The following is an 18953-nucleotide window of genomic DNA, read 5'->3' on the forward strand; positions in this document are numbered from 1 at the left end:
GGTAACATCTGAATCAAAGAAAAGATTCACTTGCACTTAATTTTAAATCTTATTAAAGCGAGCATTGCCCTGCTGGGTTGAGGTTGGCTTTCCCTTTGAATAATGTATATGGATAAATGACCAATGAATTTTGCTTTTTTAACTGATGAAGAGACTTTGTTTTTCTATCCTATAGATAAAATTGATAGCTTATATTTACCTATCCAATCGATAGAGGGGGCGCGTTATATCATTACTGAGGAGAATGGTGCTGATATTAACGAAAACCTTGCGGCTGAACGTGTTAATAACGATCTTCATCTGAAGTTTTATGCAGATTCACAGACACCTTCTACCATCGTGATCAAGGACTTTGCCCTGACTAACGGCAAAGTTTTCAGCTTGACCAATAATGGCGAATATCGCCAGCATCTCTCCGCTGAAGATATGCCGGTTCAAGGGGCAGTGGCGTTGACCAATCTCTATCTTGGTACGCAGCAGGAACAGACAGAAGCGGTTTCTCTGAAAGTGATCCAGCATGCTGCTACCTTGCAAACGCTCGAAAAAATGGCTGAGTCGTTAAACCCGACCAGCGACGCTGCGCCAGATCAAACGGATGTGACAACCGTGGCGGATGCGATGCCGCTGTCTGCTGAAAACCCGGCAGAAAACGCAGTATTCTCTGTAGTACCTTCAATCACCACCGTTTATGATCAGGTTGGTGGCCGTCAGGGAACTTTGGTGAGTGGCAGCGTTACCGACGATAAAACGCCGAAGCTTAAAGGTGTTGGGCAGCCTGGTGCACAGTTGGACGTTTTCCAGAACGGTGAATTCATCGGCTTTACCCAAGTCGACATGACAGGTAACTGGTCATTTACTCCTTCTGTGCCGCTGCAAGAAGGTGGACAGCTCCTCTACGTCCGCGATCCGGCTACCAACCAAACCTCCGGTAACATCGTATTGATCATCGATACGGTGGCACCTTCACGTTCTGAAATTTCCAGCGTGGTGGCCGATAACACTGGCACAGTTGGAGCGATCGGCAAAAACGGCTATACCAATGATAATACGCCGATCATTTCGGGCAAAGGTGAAGCCAACTGTCTGATCACCATCTACAACGGTAATGCACTGGTAGGTACGACCTATGCCGATCAGTCTGGCATGTGGAGCTTTACACCAATTTCTCCACTCATCGATGGCCGATATGAATTCAGGGCGGTGGGTATCGACTTCTCCGGTAATACCGGCCTGTCTTCCGCTAAATTTAATTTCACCATTGACACTTTGCCACCGGATCAACCTCAGATTGTCGAGATTGTTGATAACGTTGGCGCAGTGACTGGGCCAGTACTCAGCGGTGCCGCCACAGACGATAATACGCCAACGCTAAATGGGCGCGCTGAAGCGGGCAGTAAAGTTGCCCTTTACGATAACGGTAACAAGATTGGTGAAGTCCAGGCCGATGCATCAGGAAACTGGAGCTTTACGCCAATTGCGCCACTGGATCCTGGCTCACACAGCTTTACCGTAACTGCAACCGATATTACAGGCAATGTCTCCAAGGTATCACAACCTTGGAACATCAATATTGTACTTGGCATGCCTGATGCACCTGTTGTCGATTCGGTCTACGACGATTATGGCGATATCGTGCATAGCCTCGAATCAGGTGATGTTACTGACGATGCCACCCCAAGTATTGCGGGTACGGCTGTACCGAGTTCTACGGTAATTATCTATGACAATGGGCAGGAGATCGCTCGAGTTGCGGCGGATGCATCTGGGAATTGGAATTTCACCCCTGGCACTCCGTTGGTTGATGGCAATCATGATCTGACCTTTGTAACGTTAAACCAGGCCGGTAACTACAGTGAAGCTAGTTCACCGTGGGTAGTGATTGTTGATACCACAGCGCCAGATGCGCCGACCATTGGCAGCATTTATGACGACGCAGGCAGCAAGACCGGGGAACTGCAACCGGGCGACGTGACGGATGACACTACACCGACCCTGAAAGGCCAGGCGGAAGCGGGCGCGAAGGTTGAGCTCTACGACAACGGCAAGAAAATCGGTGAAACCACTGCCGATGCCGAGGGTAACTGGGTATTCACGCCGGAAAGCGAATTGGCGGAAGGTGAGCACAGCTTGACCGCCCGTGCCACTGACGCCATGGGTAATATTTCCGCGATGTCACCACCTCGGGAACTGGTGATCGACATTACCTCGCCAGAGCAACCGGGGATTGACGGTAACGGGCCGGGTATCGGCGAAGTCATCGACGATCAGGGGCCAGTACAGGGGCCGATCGGCCAAGGTGAAACCACTGACGATACTACGCCAACCCTGAACGGCAAGGGCGAACCGGGTGACACCATTGTGGTACTCGATAACGGCAACAAGATCGGTGAAACCACCGTGGATAAAGACGGCAATTGGAGCTTTACGCCGGAAACCGAGCTGAGCGAAGGCGAGCACGAAATCAGCGTGATCATCGAAGATCCAGCGGGTAACCAGTCTGAACCGTCCGATCCGTGGGTAGTGATTGTGGATACCACAGCGCCGGATGCGCCGACCATTGGCAGCATCTATGACGATGCGGGCAGCAAGACCGGGGAACTGCAACCGGGCGATGTGACGGATGACACCACGCCGACCCTGAAAGGCCAGGCGGAAGCGGGCGCGAAGGTTGAGCTCTACGACAACGGCAAGAAAATCGGTGAAACCACTGCCGATGCCGAGGGTAATTGGGTATTCACGCCGGAAAGCGAACTGGCAGAAGGCGAGCACAGCTTGACTACTCGTGCTACCGATGCCGCGGGTAATACTTCAGCGATGTCACTGCCTTGGGAACTGGTGATCGACATTACGCCACCAGAGCAGCCAGGTACTGACGGCAATGGCCCAGGGATCGGTGAAGTCCTTGACGATCAGGGGTCAGTACAGGGCCCGATCCTCAGTGGCGGTACCACTGATGACACCAAGCCAACCCTGAACGGCAAGGGCGAACCGGGTGACACCATTGTGGTGCTCGATAACGGCAACAAGATCGGTGAAACCACCGTGGATGAAAATGGTGAGTGGAGCTTTACACCGGAAACCGAGCTGAGCGAAGGCGAGCACGAGATCAGCGTGATCATCGAAGACCCGGCAGGTAACCAGTCTGAACCGTCCGAACCTTGGGTAGTGATTGTGGATACCACAGCGCCAGAAGCGCCGACCATTGGCAGCATCTATGACGACGCAGGCAGCAAGACCGGGGAACTGCAACCGGGCGACGTGACGGATGACACCACGCCGACCCTGAACGGCCAGGCGGAAGCGGGCGCAAAGGTTGAGCTCTACGACAACGGCAAGAAAATCGGTGAAACCACTGCCGATGCCGAGGGTAACTGGGCATTCACGCCGGAAAGCGAACTGGTGGAAGGCGAGCACAGCTTTACTACTCGTGCGACCGATGCCGCGGGTAATACTTCCGCGATGTCACTGCCTTGGGAACTGGTGATCGACATTACGCCACCGGAGCAACCGGGGATTGACGGCAATGGCCCAGGGATCGGTGAAATCATCGACGATCAGGGGCCAGTACAAGGACCGATCGCCAAAGGTGAAACCACCGACGACACCAAGCCAACCCTGAACGGCAAGGGCGAGCCGGGTGACACCATTGTGGTGCTCGATAACGGCAACAAGATCGGTGAAACCACCGTGGATAAAGACGGCAATTGGAGCTTTACACCAGAAACCGAGCTGAGCGAAGGCGAGCACGAAATCAGCGTGATCGTTGAAGACCCGGCGGGTAACCAGTCTGAACCGTCCGATCCGTGGGTAGTGATTGTGGATACCACAGCGCCGGATGCGCCGACCATTGGCAGCATCTATGACGACGCGGGCAGCAAGCGCGGGGAACTGCAACCGGGCGACGTGACCGACGACACCACGCCGACCCTGAACGGCCAGGCGGAAGCGGGCGCGAAGGTTGAGATCTACGACAACGGTAACAAGATTGGTGAAACTACCGCTAATGCCAATGGCGATTGGTCATTCACGCCGGAAAGCGAACTGGTGGAAGGCGAGCACAGCTTTACTACTCGTGCGACCGATGCCGCGGGTAATACTTCCGCGATGTCACTGCCTTGGGAACTGGTGATCGACATTACGCCACCGGAGCAACCGGGGATTGACGGCAATGGCCCAGGGATCGGTGAAATCATCGACGATCAGGGGCCAGTACAAGGACCGATCGCCAAAGGTGAAACCACCGACGACACCAAGCCAACCCTGAACGGCAAGGGCGAACCGGGTGACACCATTGTGGTGCTCGATAACGGCAACAAGATTGGTGAAACCACCGTGGATAAAGACGGCAATTGGAGCTTTACACCGGAAACCGAGCTGAGCGAATGCGAGCACGAGATCAGCGTGATAGTCGAAGACCCGGCGGGTAACCAATCGAAGCCGTCCGATCCGTGGGTAGTGATTGTTGACACCACTGCACCAGATGTACCAACGATCGGTAGCGTTTATGACGATGTGGGTGAAAAGACCGGTGTTCTTGAGCCAGGTGAGACCACTGACGATACGATGCCAACCCTGAAAGGTCAGGCGGAAGTGGGCGCGAAGGTTGAGATTTACGACAACGGCAAGAAAATCGGTGAAACCACTGCCGATGCCGAAGGTAACTGGGTATTCACGCCGGAAAGCGAACTGGCGGAGGGTGAACACAGCTTTACCGTACGAGCCACCGACGGGGCGGGTAATCAGTCTGGTAGCTCGGAAGCATGGCAAACCACGATTATTGTTCAACTGCCAGAAATGCCGGTTATTGAATCAGTAATTGATGATGTTGGTGCACTGACAGGGGAGTTAGTTTCTGGTGATGTGACCGACGATCGTCGTCCTGAAATCTCGGGTCGCAGTGAACCGGATGTCACGGTGATTGTTTATGGCCGTGGCGTCGAAATCGGCCGCGGCAAAGCGGACGCTCAGGGGCACTGGAGCGTGACGCCAGAGAACGACCTGAACGACGGTGAATACAGTCTCACCGCCGTTGTTGTGAATGTTGCAGGCAACAGCAGTGCGGCTTCAGATCCGTTTGAGCTGATTGTTTATACTGGCAATGGCCCAACTCAGGTTGCACGTCTGTCACAGATGGGTAAAGACTCCGGTCATGACGGAAATGACTTTGTCTCCGACAATGGCAGTGTCGGGCGCTTGATGCACGGTACGCTGAGTGCAGAACTGACAGCGGGTCAGACCCTGCAAGTGTCTACTGACGGGGGGCGCAACTGGTTCAACGCTCTGACGGACGGCACTAAATGGGCCGCTCAGGATTTGAGCCTGCATGTCGCGAGCTGGGCTATCCAGACCCGCGTAGTGGATCAGTCTGGTAACGCCGGTTTTGTAATGTCTCAGGCCGTCACTCTCGACATCACTGCGCCACGAGCGCCTGCGGCAGTTCGCCTGGAAGGGAGCAGCCTGCTGGTTGAGTTTGACCCGCAGAATGTTGCTGTCGGGGAGCGAATTGCAGTGGTTGCCGACGGTGGCACCCAGCGTTTCGAGCATACCCTTACCGCACAGGATATCGCCGCCGGGTCAGTGACCCTGGATGTGGGATCGGCAAACAGTGCCAGCGTAGCCCTGGTCGATCTGGCCGGTAACCTGTCAGGCTTTACAAACACCAGTGGTGCAGTGCCGGGTGTGAATATGGCGGTAACCGGGGATGTGTCTGAAGTCTACGGGCAGAACCGCGACAACATTTTTACGGTGGACGATGTCAACGCACTCAACAGCGTGAAGGTGATTGAGGGGAACGGCGGTATTGATATTCTGAAACTGACGGGGGCAGATCAGGTGTTGGATTTGTCTGCCTGGACAGGGCGTCTGAGTTCGGTAGAGGTTATCGACATCACCGGTTCTGGCAATAACACGCTGAAGCTCTCTTTGGGTGACGTACTGGATCAGGGATCCCGTGGCGCATTTATCAACGACGACAGCGTGCAGTTGGCAGTCAAAGGTGATGCGGGTGATATGGTGATGCTGAGCGATCTGCTGCCTAACGGCATGGACGTCGGTGACTGGGAAAACCTCGGACAAGTGATCTCGGCGGGTATCTCTTACGACGTCTACCTCCACACCGGGCTGGATGCTGAGCTCTTGGTTCAACAGGGAGTGAGCGTTCAGTTTTCGTAAGGCTAACTTGTGGGGCTGCATGCCAGCCCCTTCAATATAATTCATCAATAGCTTACGCACCTTTCAAGGTGCGTAAGCATCAATAGCAACACCAAAGAGTTTTAAAAATGTACTGTAAGAACATAAAAGTCGCTGCGATGATTTTATTATCATTGCCGTTGGTGCCTAATGCTTTTAGCCAAACATCACAGAATGTACATAAGCTAAAGGTATTTGGTGAACAATATCATGAGTCGTCAGTAGGCAAGTCTGATAAAACACGTGTTATCTATTATCGGGTGGGCTCTGAAGCACAGAAACTGTCCGGTGCCAATGTATACATTGACGGGCATTATCATACTTCTTTATTACCTGGTGGTTTTTCTACTTTCTGTCTTGTGCCCGGTGAATATACATTGGGTGCATATCAGAATGATGCTCCATTATATCGTGGTAAAACAGAATTGCTTTATCGAGTTAAGTTAGAAGTTGGGAAAACGTATTTTATAAAGGTTTCTGATAGTGGAGATTCAACCCCTGTATCAGTAACACGTACTGAAGCTGAAAAAGAATTAAAGTATACCCATGAACAAAAGCATGCTGTTTCACGTGCAGCCATTTTATCTTGCAAATAATTATTCTGCTATAAGGTTATACCATTAATCCCTCGAGTGGTAAGACGTTGACGATGCGGTGCACCGAATGGATGAAATCCATTGATGGTCAGAGTAACAAAGCCAACGCACATGCAACTTAAAATATGTGAGTATAGAATATGTAAATCAAACTGTAGAAAATTTGCCGTGGCAAGACACTCGGCATTATTCGTAAATAATGATGATATCCATCATATTGATAAATAATGGATATTATAATAATTGGTAATATATCACCTATGATTAAAATAGAGAGTATTATCCGTTTTTATAGTGGTTATAAATTTCAATCTTCGCGGGGGAGACATGAGTAGGCAGTATTTTATAGTAACAAAAAACAGTTACTTTTATTTGGGGGTGTCTAGTCTTATTAATGAATTGTCTGAGGGTGAAGTATCAATGTCATCACTCGATTCCTTTTTTAAAAAAAATAATTATAATGAATCTGACCTGTTTGTTGTTTACTTTGAGGACATGATGTCCAATTTGAAAGCCCTGTTGTTTTTTGAAGGCGTAAGTAATGACGTTGTGTTTATTTCAAAGAATAAAAATATAGTGAATCTTTGCTCAAACTTTGGATTTAACAGCATTAAGATAAAGACGACTATTGGTGTCAATGCGATGTTTCGTAAAAGAAGAGAAAAGGAAGATAAGGGGAGGGTATTATCTAATATGGAAAGGAAGGTCATTACAAGATTGATTGATGGTGACTCTAATACTAAGTTGGCAAGAAAAGAAAAGTTATCCGAAAAAACGATATCTCATCATAAAAGAAGTGCATTGATGAAGGTTGGAGTAAGTAATATCAACCTTTTCTTTGATGATATAAATAAAGATATTTTCAATTTTCTATAAACTTCTTTAGTAATACTTAGAATAAGTAGAGTAGGTATTTTTCAATCGAGGCCATGACGACTTTTTCACGTCGCTTGATAGACAAAAGTAATGCAAGTTATGAGGATCTTGGGAAGGTATCGTGAGGGCTGGTGATATTTACGAGTAGATAAAGCCTACACTCATTGGCGATATGATACTTCTTGTTTTTCGGCTCACCTGGTACGGAACGACATTTGAAGCCTCAGGGTAACGCTGAACAACATGAATCCCAGCCATCCCTTGGCCCATACAGTTGAATGCTGACTTTTGTGGGGCTAACGAAGTGGTTAAATCGAGTATAACAAGGATTTTACAGGAGTTTACTTGAATTCAGGAGACTTGAGGAGAAATGAAAGTGGTGCCCGGACTCGGAATCGAACCAAGGACACGGGGATTTTCAATCCCCTGCTCTACCGACTGAGCTATCCGGGCAACGGGGCGCATTAAACCGTATTGGCCGTGCGGCGTCAACGGCTTTATGGCAAAAAACATGAAAACAGCGTCGACTGCTGGCTTTTCAGTCAAAGCGCGCAGAACTCAGCCTTTGTGGCCAGGATCGAAGCGCGCCATTTCCTCAGCTCAGCGCGCCGAACTTGCGGCACTGGGCGATTTTTAAAATATCCTCTGCCAACTGTTTGGCGATAGAGACATCCTGTAATTGCCTTTTTATCAGCAGCTTGCTCAAACAGCCTTCTTGCACCAGTTCCATTTGCTGTGCCACGGCATCAGCATCCTCGGCCTCCATGTCACGCAGCAGGTTGCGGGTGAAATCCAGCGAGGCCTGTTTCTGTTGTTCGGCCAGTTGATGGATCGGATGGTCGGCGGCCGGGTAGAAACTGCAGGCAGCAATAAACAGGCAGCCAGGATAGCGTTCATTGCGTACATGCTCGGTCAGCACATCATAACGTGCCAGCAATTTTTGCTGTGGGCTCAGCGTTTCATCGAGCAGCAACTGACGGCGCCAGGTATCAATCTGTTGGCCGTGATAGCGCAGGCAGTCATACAGCAGCGCTTCACGATCCGGCCAGAATGGCTTCATGGTGCTAAGTTGTGCACCCAGCTTCTCTGCCAGCATTTCCAGGGTGGTGGTCGCCAAGCCCTGCTTTTCCAACAGCTCCAAAGCGGTATCTAGAACCTGTTCACGTTGCATTTGTGCTCCCTCCAAAAATGGTTCTCAACTCAGTATATCCGCCGTCTTTACGACAACGTGAAAGCGATTACGGTTAGCGTATTGTTTGCTGCAAGTGCGCGCTGAATGCCGATGCATCCATAAATCCAGTTACGCGGGCGGCCGGTAGTTCCTCACCTGCCTGGTTAAAAAACAGGATGGTGGGCAGGCCTAGCACCTGCAAATGTTTGAGTAAAGCCACCTGCTCGGCATTATTGGCGGTGACATCTGCCTGCAATAACAAAGTATTAGCCAATTGCGCCTGCACTGCCGGATCGCTGAAGGTATATTTTTCAAACTCTTTACAGGCAACGCACCAGTCTGCATACAGATCCAGCATAACCGGTTTTCCCTGTGCCTGCTGTAGCGCCAGGTTAAGCTGTTCAATATTATCGATACGGGTAAAGTTCAGGTGTAGCTGATTGGCCTGCTGCGCTGCGGGTGATGCGCCAAAGGCCCAATCCTGTAACGGACGGGCAGCGATCACCAACGCGGCCAATAACACTAACTGCATGATGCGCGCCCAGCCACGGGATGATTTCAGGCTCAGCACAAACGCCCAGCCAAAGAACGCCAGACCGAGCAGGCTCCACAGTCGCAAGCCCCAAACATCACCGATCACCCGTTCCAGCAGGAACACCGGCAGTGCCAGGATCACAAAACCAAAGGCTTCTTTGACGTACTGCATCCATGGGCCACTACGAGGCAACAGGCGGTTACCAAACAGCGTGACAAGCACCAGCGGAATGCCCATTCCCACGGCATAAAGATACAGGGTGCCACCACCGGCCCACATATTGCCGCTCTGGGCGATGTACAGCAGGATAGCGCTGAGCGGCGCGGTGGTGCAGGGAGAGCAGATCAGCCCTGCCAATGCGCCCATCGCGAACACGCCCGCCAGCGATCCCCCTTGCTGGGTGTTGCTCCAGTTTGCCAACCGCGTTTGCAGCGAAGAAGGCAGTTGCAGCGAATAGCAGCCAAACATGGAGAAAGCTAAGGCGACAAACAGCAACGATAGCCCGATCAGCACGTAAGGATGTTGCAGCGCAGCCTGGAATTGTAGCCCGGCTGCGGCAACCACCAGGCCGAGCAAGGTATAGGTCAGCGCCATCCCCTGCACATACACCACCGCCAACACTAAAATGCGCCCGCTGCTGTGTGGCCGTTCACGGCCAAGAATAATAGCGGAAATCAGCGGATACATCGGCAATACGCAGGGGGTGAAAGCAATGCCGATACCCAGCAGCAAAGCCCACAGCGGTGAGAACGGTAGGCTGGCTGGTTCGATCTCGGCCGGGGTGGTGGGTATGGTGGCCTGCGTGGCCGCCGCCACGGCATTTAGCGGAATAACGCGGGTTTCCGGTGGATAACAGAAACCGGCCTCGGCACAGCCCTGATAAGTCACGCTCAGGCTGCCGCTGGCGTCCGCCTGCAACAGCGGAATGTTCAGCGTCAGTTGCTGTTTGAAAATCGCTGTCTCGCCAAAGAACTCGTCTTTGTGGTCCAGCCCGGCGGGCAGTTCAAACTTGCCGAGCGTCGCCTGCTGCGCAACCAGTTTGATTTGCTGACGATAGAGGTAATAACCCGGCCGGATCTGCCAGTTCAGGGTCAACTGACTGTCCTGCTGTTTAAAATCGAAGGCAAATGCCTGATCGGCAGGCACGAACTGGTTGCCAGCGCTTTGGCCAAACAGCGAAGCCTGCACCGTTTGCGGCAGGAAAAACAGGCTGCAAAGCAGCAGTATCAGTTTAATGAGGCGTTGATCCATGACAGGTAATCTTTATCTCCAGCCATCACCGGTAGCACCAACAACTCGGGCGTTTGATACGGGTGATGTTGTTTCAGGTAGGCGAGCAGGGCTTGCTGATGTTGGCGATCGCTTTTGAACAGCATCTGCACTTCATATTCCTGCTCCAGTTTCCCTTCCCAGTAATACAGCGAGGATGCGCCGGGCAGCATGGTGGCGCAGGCCGCCAGTTTTTCCCCCAATACGCGTGCCGCCAGGTCTTGCGCGGTCGCTTCATCGGGTGTGGTACAGAGTATGACGATAGCTTCGCAATCTGACATCTTCAGCCCCTCTCAACCAGATTATCAATAGGGCACTATACCCTGAAGCCAGGTTAGCTAGAAGGCGAGTTTATCACCGATGGGGAAATGAGACGGGAAAAGCGGGGCCGTAGCCCCGCCTGGTGATTACAGAATAACGCTACCAATCAGGAAGCCGAACACCACCGCGAACACCACGCCCATGGTGCCGGGAATGAAGAACGGGTGGTTAAACACAAAGCGCCCGATGCGTGTGGTGCCGGTATCGTCCATCTGTACTGCCGCCACCAGCGTTGGGTAGGTTGGCAGAATGAACAGGCCGGAAACGGCGGCAAAGGAGGCGATGGCGGTCAGCGGGGTGACGTTCAATGCCAGCGCCATCGGCATCAGTGCCTTGGCGGTCGCCGCCTGCGAGTAGAGCAGCGCAGAACAGAAGAAGAAGATCACCGCCAGCAGCCAAGGGTGGGATTGGATTACGGTGCCCGCAGTCTCTTTGATCCAATCAAGGTTGGCCTGCACGAAGGTATCACCCAACCAGGCAACGCCCAGAATACAGATACAGGCGCTCATCCCGGCCTTGAAGGTGCTAGAGTTCAGCACCAGATCGGTATCGACACGGCACAGAATGGTGGTCAGAGTGGCCACGCTCAGCATGATGATCAGAATGGCGTTGGTGGTGTTCATCAGCGGCGTTGCCACCAGGCCCATGCTTGGGCTGTTGATGATGGCGTAAGCTACCACGCACAGTACGCCAGCCAGGAACAGCAGCACCGAGGTTTTCGCACGCGGTTTGATCTCCAGCACGTGGTCACCACGCAGGGTCACCAAGCCTTCTTCAAAGCGCTTTTGATACACCGGATCGTCAGATAGCTTGGAGTCAAACAGCAAGGTGACCAGCAGCGACATCAGCAATACGGCAAGGAAGGTGGAAGGGATCACCACCATCAGCATGTGCAGATAGCTCACGCCGTGGCCTTCCATCACTGAAGACATATACACCACGGCCGCAGAGATAGGCGAGGCGGTAATGGCAATCTGCGCAGAAACCACGGCGGTAGACAGCGGGCGGCAAGGCTTGATGCCCTGCTCTTTGGCCACTTCGGCAATCACCGGCAGCGCAGAGAGGGAGATATTACCGGTACCGGCAAAGATGGTCAGAAAATAGGTGACGATCGGCGCCAGAATGGTGATGTATTTTGGATTCTTACGCAGCAGCTTTTCGGTTTGCTGCACCAGATAATCCATCCCGCCGGCCACCTGCATCGCGGCGATCGCGGCAATCACCGCCATAATGATAGAAATAACATCGAAAGGAATACTGCCGGGTTTGACGCCAATCATCGCCAGTACCAGCACCCCAAGGCCCCCTGCAAAGCCAATCCCGATGCCGCCTAACCTGGCACCCAGGAAGATGGCAAGCAGAACGATCACTAACTCCACTGCTAACATAGTGTTTACCCCTTAAAATGACGATTTATGAAGACTAAAAGTTAATAAGTTGTGGAAGCCAGAAAGAAAAAAGGCACGCTATCCAAAGGATTAGCGTGCCTTTCAGGCTACCGGATGTGTCTATTATTGTTCGTTTTCATCTGTATAACGCTTCGCCTTATAGGCCGGGTGCATCAGGTTCTCGACAGAGAAAATGTCATCCAGCTCAGCTTCGGTCAGCAACCCGCGCTCCAGCACCACTTCACGCACGCTCTTACCGGTTTCGGCACAAATCTTGCCCACGATGTCACCATTATGGTGGCCAATGAATGGGTTCAGATAGGTCACGATACCGATAGAGTTGAACACGTAGTGCTCACACACTTCTTTATTCGCGGTAATACCGTTAATGCATTTTTCCAGCAGGTTGTAGCAGGCGTTGGTCAGAATGTGGATTGACTCAAACATTGCCTGACCAATCACCGGCTCCATTACGTTCAACTGTAACTGACCCGCTTCAGCCGCCATGGTAACGCAGATATCGTTACCAATCACCTTAAAGCAAACCTGGTTCACCACCTCCGGGATCACCGGATTCACTTTGGCTGGCATGATGGAAGAACCGGCCTGCAGTTCTGGCAGGTTGATTTCATTCAGGCCAGAGCGCGGGCCGGAAGAGAGTAGGCGCAGGTCGTTACAGATCTTGGAAAGTTTCACCGCCAAACGCTTCAGCGCACTGTGCACCATCACGTAAGCACCGCAGTCGGAGGTGGCTTCGATCAGATCTTCGGCCGGAACCACCGCCAGGTTACTGACTTCCGCCAGTTTCTGTACGGCCAATTGCTGGTAGCCTTCCGGGGTGTTGAGCGCAGTACCGATCGCCGTAGCACCTAAGTTGACTTCCAGCAGCAGTTCCGCCGTGCGGTGCAGGTTGCGGGTTTCTTCATTCAACAGCACGCTGAACGCGCGGAATTCCTGGCCCAGGGTCATCGGAACCGCATCCTGCAACTGGGTACGGCCCATTTTCAGGATGGTTTCAAACTCTTTGGATTTGCGGTCAAAGCCTTCGCGTAATTGGTTGATGGCGTCGATCAGTTTCTGGTTGGACGCATAGACCGCGATACGGAAGCCGGTAGGATAGGCGTCGTTGGTCGACTGGCATTTGTTGAGATGATCGTTCGGGTTGAGGTATTGATATTCACCCTTCTGGTGGCCCATCAGCTCCAAGCCGATGTTCGCCAACACTTCGTTGGTGTTCATGTTCAGCGAGGTGCCAGCACCGCCCTGAAACACATCCACCGGGAATTGGTCCATGCATTTGCCTTTGTCCAACACTTCATCACAGGCCTGGATGATAGTATCGGCGATCTTGCGTGGAATGGTTTTCAGCTCTTTGTTGGCCAGTGCCGCGGCTTTTTTTACCATCACCATACCGCGAACAAACTCAGGCACATCGCTGATCTTACTGTTACTGATATAGAAGTTTTCAATCGCACGCAGAGTATGAATACCATAGTAGGCTTCTGCGGGTACTTCACGTGTTCCTAACAGGTCTTCTTCGATACGAATGTTGTTTGACATGAGAACCTTCTCTATGTTGCTGCCGAATTAATTATTTGCTTAATAACGGAGTTATGTTGCCGAGAGCTTCAAGTGCGGAAGTATTGACCGCATCGATTGTTGCTGCCCAGATCATATGCTGCTTTGTAATAAATGAATGAACGCAGATCACTATCTGGTGTTTCAGAAAACTAGAGCTTTTGAGTTCTGTGATCTGTTTCACGTTTAATGAGTTTAGTAATAAAAAATTTGTCAGGTTGAAATAACCGCAGAAAGCCCCCATTCTAGAGAGGTTAGCCTGTTACAGGCTGAGGTTGATGACAAAGTGGTTTTTAAGCCCGAGATACTCGGGCCTAGCGCACCGAGGGGCGCTCCGGCGGCTTACGCCGCTACGACCCCTTCGGCACGTTCTCCCTAATATCTGGCTTTGTCAGCAGTCTGAGCCTGTTACAGGCTCTATTTTTCGCGTATGCACCACTGGGTGGGTATGCCGACTCTACTGATAGGAGAATACGGTGCGCTGGTTACCGTTACTGTTAATATTTCTGTTGGCTTACATCGAAATATCGTTATTTATCAAAGTTGCTGCCGTGCTTGGCGTGGCGACTACCCTGCTGCTGGTGGTATTTACCTCCTGCGTGGGTGTGTCTCTGGTGCGCAATCAGGGCATGAAAACCTTTATGCAGTTGCAGCAAAAGCTGGCGGCGGGTGAAAGCCCGGCGGCGGAGATGGTGAAAAGCGTTTCTCTGGTGTTGGCAGGGTTCTTGCTGCTGGTGCCAGGGTTTTTCACCGATTTCCTCGGCTTATTACTGTTACTGCCGCCGGTGCAGAAATCCCTGACGCTGAAACTGATGCCGCATCTTTCCGTTTATCGCCCGGCTGGTTGGGGCCAGAACGGCGGTGCCGCCAATGGCAATACCTTCGACGGTGAGTTCCAGCGTAAGGACGACGAGCGCTACACGCTGGATCACCAGCCGGACGAACGCGACAAACCCAACGATCGTTGATTGATCCCCCAAACGCGGCCACCTTGGCCGCGTTTTTGCTAGCAGTGACAGCAATTTCCTCCCTCAAAAAGAAAATTTTTTTGATCTTGCCCCTTGAAGAGGGATGGAACGCCCCCATTTCAAATCCCACGGAGCCGGTATCAATAATCCGGTGAACAACCCTAAATCTGATAGAGACCTTCTTACAGGAGAGCGTTCAATGAGTATTCGTCCATTGCATGACCGCGTTATCGTCAAGCGCAAAGAAGTTGAATCAAAATCTGCTGGCGGCATCGTTCTGACTGGCTCTGCAGCGGGTAAATCCACTCGTGGTGAAGTGGTAGCCGTCGGTAAAGGACGTGTTCTGGAAAGCGGCAGCATTCAGCCGCTGGATGTGAAAGTAGGCGACATCGTAATTTTCAACGACGGTTACGGCGTGAAAGCAGAGAAGATCGACAATGAAGAAGTGTTGATCATGTCCGAAAGCGACATTCTGGCAATTGTGGAAGCGAAATAACGCTTTATATCTTTCTGAACTGAACGAGTTGAAGGGAAATACCAATGGCAGCTAAAGACGTAAAATTTGGCAATGATGCTCGCGTGAAGATGCTCCGCGGTGTGAATGTTCTTGCTGATGCAGTAAAAGTAACCCTGGGCCCGAAAGGCCGTAACGTAGTGCTGGATAAATCTTTCGGCGCTCCTTCCATCACCAAAGATGGCGTATCTGTTGCTCGTGAAATCGAACTGGAAGACAAGTTCGAAAACATGGGTGCACAAATGGTGAAAGAAGTTGCCTCTAAAGCGAACGACGCTGCAGGCGACGGTACCACCACTGCCACCGTACTGGCTCAATCCATCATCACCGAAGGCCTGAAAGCAGTGGCTGCCGGCATGAACCCGATGGATCTGAAGCGCGGTATCGATAAAGCGGTTATCGCCGCAGTAGAAGAACTGAAAAAACTGTCTGTGCCTTGCTCTGATTCTAAAGCAATCGCTCAGGTAGGCACCATCTCTGCAAACTCCGACGAAACCGTGGGTAAACTGATTGCAGAAGCCATGGAAAAAGTGGGCAAAGAAGGCGTTATCACCGTTGAAGAAGGCACCGGCCTGCAAGATGAGCTGGACGTGGTTGAAGGTATGCAGTTCGATCGCGGTTACCTGTCTCCATACTTCATCAACAAGCCAGAAACCGGTTCTATCGAACTGGAAAGCCCGTTCATCCTGCTGGCTGACAAGAAAATCTCCAACATCCGTGAAATGCTGCCTGTGCTGGAAGCGGTTGCTAAAGCCGGTAAACCACTGCTGATCATCGCTGAAGATGTTGAAGGCGAAGCGCTGGCGACTCTGGTGGTTAACACCATGCGTGGCATCGTGAAAGTGGCTGCGGTTAAGGCACCTGGTTTCGGCGATCGCCGTAAAGCCATGCTGCAAGACATCGCAACCCTGACTGCTGGTACCGTGATCTCTGAAGAGATCGGTCTGGAGCTGGAAAAAGCCACCCTGGAAGATCTGGGCCAGGCAAAACGCATCGTGATCAACAAAGACACCACCATCATCATCGATGGCGTGGGTGACGAGAAGACCATTCAGGGCCGCGTGACTCAGATCCGTCAGCAGATCGAAGAAGCGACCTCTGATTACGATCGTGAAAAACTGCAAGAGCGCGTAGCTAAACTGGCTGGCGGCGTTGCCGTTATCAAAGTTGGCGCAGCCACTGAAGTTGAAATGAAAGAGAAGAAAGCCCGCGTTGAAGATGCCCTGCACGCGACCCGTGCTGCGGTTGAAGAAGGCGTGGTTGCTGGTGGTGGCGTAGCGCTGATTCGCGTAGCGGGTAAAATCGCTAACCTGAAAGGCGACAACGAAGACCAGAACGTGGGTATCAAAGTTGCCCTGCGTGCGATGGAGTCTCCACTGCGTCAGATCGTGATCAACGCCGGTGAAGAAGCCTCTGTTATCGCCAACAACGTGAAAGCGGGCGAAGGCAGCTACGGCTACAACGCTTACACCGAAGAATACGGCGACATGATCGCGATGGGTATCCTGGATCCAACCAAAGTGACCCGTTCTGCTCTGCAGTACGCGGCCTCTGTGGCTGGCCTGATGATCACCACCGAGTGCATGATTACCGATCTGCCGAAAGATGATAAAGGCGACATGGGCGCTGCCGGTATGGGCGGCATGGGTGGCATGGGCGGCATGATGTAATCCTCCCCCCACACTTCTGTGTGCTAGAAAACCCCGGCCAGTAATATGGCCGGGTTTTTTTTATCCTTCAAATCGCCAGTAACCCTAATAATCTCAGTGACTATCAGTTTATTTTCTCTCCGGCATAAACACTTTCTTCAGCAGACCGATATTAACCATACCGATGAAAGGGCGGGTGCTCGTTGCGCTTGATGTTAATGGAGAGGATGAATGCTGAAAAATATGAAAATAGCCACCTGGTTGATACTGATCCTGGCGTTATTGGGGCTGATGCCGATGGGAACCAGTACCATCGCTTTCTACTTTATCAACCAGAATGGCCAGAATATCCGTACTATGGGGACGCTGTCAGAAGAAGAGGCCGCCCTCAACCGCAGCTGGAAGGCTTTGTTGCAGACGCAGACGCTGATCGACAATCTGGCGTTGGAACTGATGGTGAACGCCGATCGGGTTGATATCCCACAGGGGTTAGCAGATGCGCGTAATGAATTGAGCACTGCCGATCGCGCCTTCGACTTGTACTGGGCCATTCCAGGGCTGACCTTGACCAACCCCGAACTGGGGGAGGCGATGAAAAAAGCCTATCTGGGGCAGCAAACCATGTTAAAGCGTGAGATCGCGCTGGTGGAAACCACGCCGGTAGCCGCGTTACTCGGTGAATTACACCAGTTAACCGCAGAGAAACGCCAGGCGCGGCAGAATCTGGACAGACAGTTCGCTGACTACATGGTTGCCACCGAAGCCAATCATCGTGCAGCCCTCAGCAGCGCGCAGCAAAACCAGCAGCTGTTCATCCGTTTATTGGCCGGCACGCTGGTGGCGATTATCGGGTTATTCCTGTGGGTTCATCGCGCTTTTCGTCATCGCCTGGTGCTGCCGCTCCAACAGATATCCGAGCATCTGCAAAAGATCGGCAGTGGCGATCTGCGTGAGGTGATTGAAGTAAAAAACAGCAATGAAATCGGACAACTGTTTGCCAGCCTGCAAAAAATGCAGCACGAACTGACGGCAACCGTTCAACAGGTGCGTGATGGCGTCGAATCCATCAATCTGGGGACGCAAGAGATTGCAGCGGGTAATACCGATCTTTCCAGCCGTACCGAACAGCAGGCCAGTGCGTTGACCGAAACCGCCGCTAGCATGGAGCAGATCACCGCTACGGTGCAGCAGAACGCCGATAACGCCAATCAGGCCTCTGGCATGATTAACCAGACCGCCAATATTGCCCGCGAAGGGGGCGAAATCATGGGCAGCGTGGTCAGCAAAATGCAGGTGATCAGCAACAGCGCGCAGAAAGTGGGCGATATCATCAACGTGATCGACAGCATCGCTTTCCAGACCAATATTCTGGCGTTGAATGCCGCGGTGGAAGCGGCACGCGCCGGTGAACAGGGGCGTGGTTTTGCCGTGGTGGCGGGTGAAGTGCGCAATCTGGCACAGCGCTGTGCTTTGTCGGCTAAGGAGATCAGCGCTCTGGTGATGGGGGTCGCCAATGATGTCGCCGAAGGGGTGCAACTGGTTGAAAAAGCGGGTAATACCATGGCAGATATTGTCAGCTCGGTGGATAAGGCCACGGTCATCATGGAAAATATCACCTGTGCTTCTGAAGAACAAAGTAAGGGCGTAGTGCAGGTCGGCGTAGCCATCACCCAGATGGATCAGGTAACTCAGCAGAATGCGGCGCTGGTGGAGCAAGTGGCGACGACGGCAGCCAATGTGGAAGAGCAGGCGGTGGTACTGGCGCAGGCGGTAGCGGTATTCCAACTGCTGGAGACTCGGTTGCAGGCCACGCCTGCGCGTACAACCGGAAAAGAGGTGCTGGAAGCCGATTGGGCCTGACTTTTAATTTAACGCGGGTTTTGATTTTGCGAGCGCTGC

Annotated in this window: 12 protein-coding genes and 1 tRNA gene; 7 read left to right on the top strand and 6 right to left on the bottom strand. The window is 52.1% G+C overall.

Features of this window, described 5'->3' with window-relative positions; genetic code table 11:
- Positions 1 to 123: 123 nt before the first annotated feature.
- The 3 genes from ACX1CU_RS01775 (at position 124) to ACX1CU_RS01785 (ending at position 7661) form a co-directional block, all read left to right on the top strand.
- Positions 124 to 6171, top strand: a complete 6048-nt coding sequence (locus ACX1CU_RS01775) for an Ig-like domain-containing protein (RefSeq protein WP_459400953.1) — start codon at positions 124 to 126, stop codon at positions 6169 to 6171.
- A 107-nt stretch (positions 6172 to 6278) separates the two neighbouring features.
- Positions 6279 to 6785: a hypothetical protein gene (locus ACX1CU_RS01780; protein ID WP_459400954.1), complete on the top strand. Its 507-nt coding sequence runs from the start codon at positions 6279 to 6281 to the stop codon at positions 6783 to 6785.
- Positions 6786 to 7112: 327 nt separating this feature from the next.
- Complete coding sequence (locus tag ACX1CU_RS01785; protein ID WP_459400955.1) at positions 7113 to 7661, top strand: helix-turn-helix domain-containing protein; 549 nt, start codon at positions 7113 to 7115, stop codon at positions 7659 to 7661.
- A gap of 377 nt (positions 7662 to 8038) precedes the next feature.
- Here the strand turns inward: ACX1CU_RS01785 and ACX1CU_RS01790 are convergent.
- The 6 genes from ACX1CU_RS01790 to aspA all read right to left on the bottom strand — a co-directional run bounded on the left by ACX1CU_RS01790 (position 8039) and on the right by aspA (position 13905).
- Positions 8039 to 8114 (bottom strand) — tRNA-Phe (locus ACX1CU_RS01790).
- 142 nt (positions 8115 to 8256) lie between these two features.
- Positions 8257 to 8832 carry a transcriptional regulator gene (locus ACX1CU_RS01795; RefSeq protein WP_459400956.1) on the bottom strand — a complete coding sequence of 192 codons (576 nt, stop codon included), beginning with the start codon at positions 8830 to 8832 and terminating at the stop codon, positions 8257 to 8259.
- Between the two features lie 73 nt (positions 8833 to 8905).
- Positions 8906 to 10618, bottom strand: a complete 1713-nt coding sequence (locus ACX1CU_RS01800; protein WP_459400957.1) for a protein-disulfide reductase DsbD — start codon at positions 10616 to 10618, stop codon at positions 8906 to 8908.
- Entirely contained in the window at positions 10594 to 10917 is a 324-nt protein-coding gene (gene cutA / locus ACX1CU_RS01805; RefSeq protein ID WP_459400958.1) for a divalent cation tolerance protein CutA, read from the bottom strand. Before cutA ends, ACX1CU_RS01800 begins: the two co-directional genes overlap by 25 nt.
- Positions 10918 to 11043: 126 nt before the next feature.
- On the bottom strand, positions 11044 to 12345 hold the full coding sequence (locus ACX1CU_RS01810; RefSeq protein WP_459400959.1) for an anaerobic C4-dicarboxylate transporter: 1302 nt from the start codon (positions 12343 to 12345) through the stop codon (positions 11044 to 11046).
- 123 nt (positions 12346 to 12468) lie between these two features.
- Positions 12469 to 13905, bottom strand: coding sequence for an aspartate ammonia-lyase (aspA, locus tag ACX1CU_RS01815; protein ID WP_459400960.1), 1437 nt, complete (start codon positions 13903 to 13905; stop codon positions 12469 to 12471).
- Positions 13906 to 14399: 494 nt separating this feature from the next.
- Between aspA and ACX1CU_RS01820 the strand changes: the two genes are divergently transcribed.
- The 4 genes from ACX1CU_RS01820 to ACX1CU_RS01835 all read left to right on the top strand — a co-directional run bounded on the left by ACX1CU_RS01820 (position 14400) and on the right by ACX1CU_RS01835 (position 18914).
- Entirely contained in the window at positions 14400 to 14891 is a 492-nt protein-coding gene (locus ACX1CU_RS01820; protein ID WP_459400961.1) for an FxsA family protein, read from the top strand.
- A gap of 199 nt (positions 14892 to 15090) precedes the next feature.
- A complete protein-coding gene (locus ACX1CU_RS01825) occupies positions 15091 to 15387 on the top strand; it encodes a co-chaperone GroES (protein ID WP_076943083.1) in 297 nt (98 codons plus the stop codon).
- A gap of 44 nt (positions 15388 to 15431) precedes the next feature.
- The gene (groL, locus tag ACX1CU_RS01830) at positions 15432 to 17075 is read left to right on the top strand and encodes a chaperonin GroEL (protein ID WP_459400962.1); all 1644 of its coding nucleotides are present in this window, start codon (positions 15432 to 15434) and stop codon (positions 17073 to 17075) included.
- Positions 17076 to 17285: 210 nt separating this feature from the next.
- Positions 17286 to 18914: a methyl-accepting chemotaxis protein gene (locus tag ACX1CU_RS01835; protein WP_459400963.1), complete on the top strand. Its 1629-nt coding sequence runs from the start codon at positions 17286 to 17288 to the stop codon at positions 18912 to 18914.
- Positions 18915 to 18953: the final 39 nt, after the last annotated feature.

The organism is Serratia sp. D1N4 (assembly GCF_054552755.1).

What these genes read in the sequence shown, in the direction of transcription:
- ACX1CU_RS01775 (WP_459400953.1), top strand. Translation starts at nt 124, where the DNA reads ATGAATTTTGCTTTTTTAACTGATGAAGAGACTTTGTTTTTCTATCCT.
- ACX1CU_RS01780 (WP_459400954.1), top strand. Translation starts at nt 6,279, where the DNA reads ATGTACTGTAAGAACATAAAAGTCGCTGCGATGATTTTATTATCATTG.
- ACX1CU_RS01785 (WP_459400955.1), top strand. Translation starts at nt 7,113, where the DNA reads ATGAGTAGGCAGTATTTTATAGTAACAAAAAACAGTTACTTTTATTTG.
- ACX1CU_RS01795 (WP_459400956.1), bottom strand. Translation starts at nt 8,832, where the DNA reads ATGCAACGTGAACAGGTTCTAGATACCGCTTTGGAGCTGTTGGAAAAG.
- ACX1CU_RS01800 (WP_459400957.1), bottom strand. Translation starts at nt 10,618, where the DNA reads ATGGATCAACGCCTCATTAAACTGATACTGCTGCTTTGCAGCCTGTTT.
- cutA (WP_459400958.1), bottom strand. Translation starts at nt 10,917, where the DNA reads ATGTCAGATTGCGAAGCTATCGTCATACTCTGTACCACACCCGATGAA.
- ACX1CU_RS01810 (WP_459400959.1), bottom strand. Translation starts at nt 12,345, where the DNA reads ATGTTAGCAGTGGAGTTAGTGATCGTTCTGCTTGCCATCTTCCTGGGT.
- aspA (WP_459400960.1), bottom strand. Translation starts at nt 13,905, where the DNA reads ATGTCAAACAACATTCGTATCGAAGAAGACCTGTTAGGAACACGTGAA.
- ACX1CU_RS01825 (WP_076943083.1), top strand. Translation starts at nt 15,091, where the DNA reads ATGAGTATTCGTCCATTGCATGACCGCGTTATCGTCAAGCGCAAAGAA.
- groL (WP_459400962.1), top strand. Translation starts at nt 15,432, where the DNA reads ATGGCAGCTAAAGACGTAAAATTTGGCAATGATGCTCGCGTGAAGATG.
- ACX1CU_RS01835 (WP_459400963.1), top strand. Translation starts at nt 17,286, where the DNA reads ATGCTGAAAAATATGAAAATAGCCACCTGGTTGATACTGATCCTGGCG.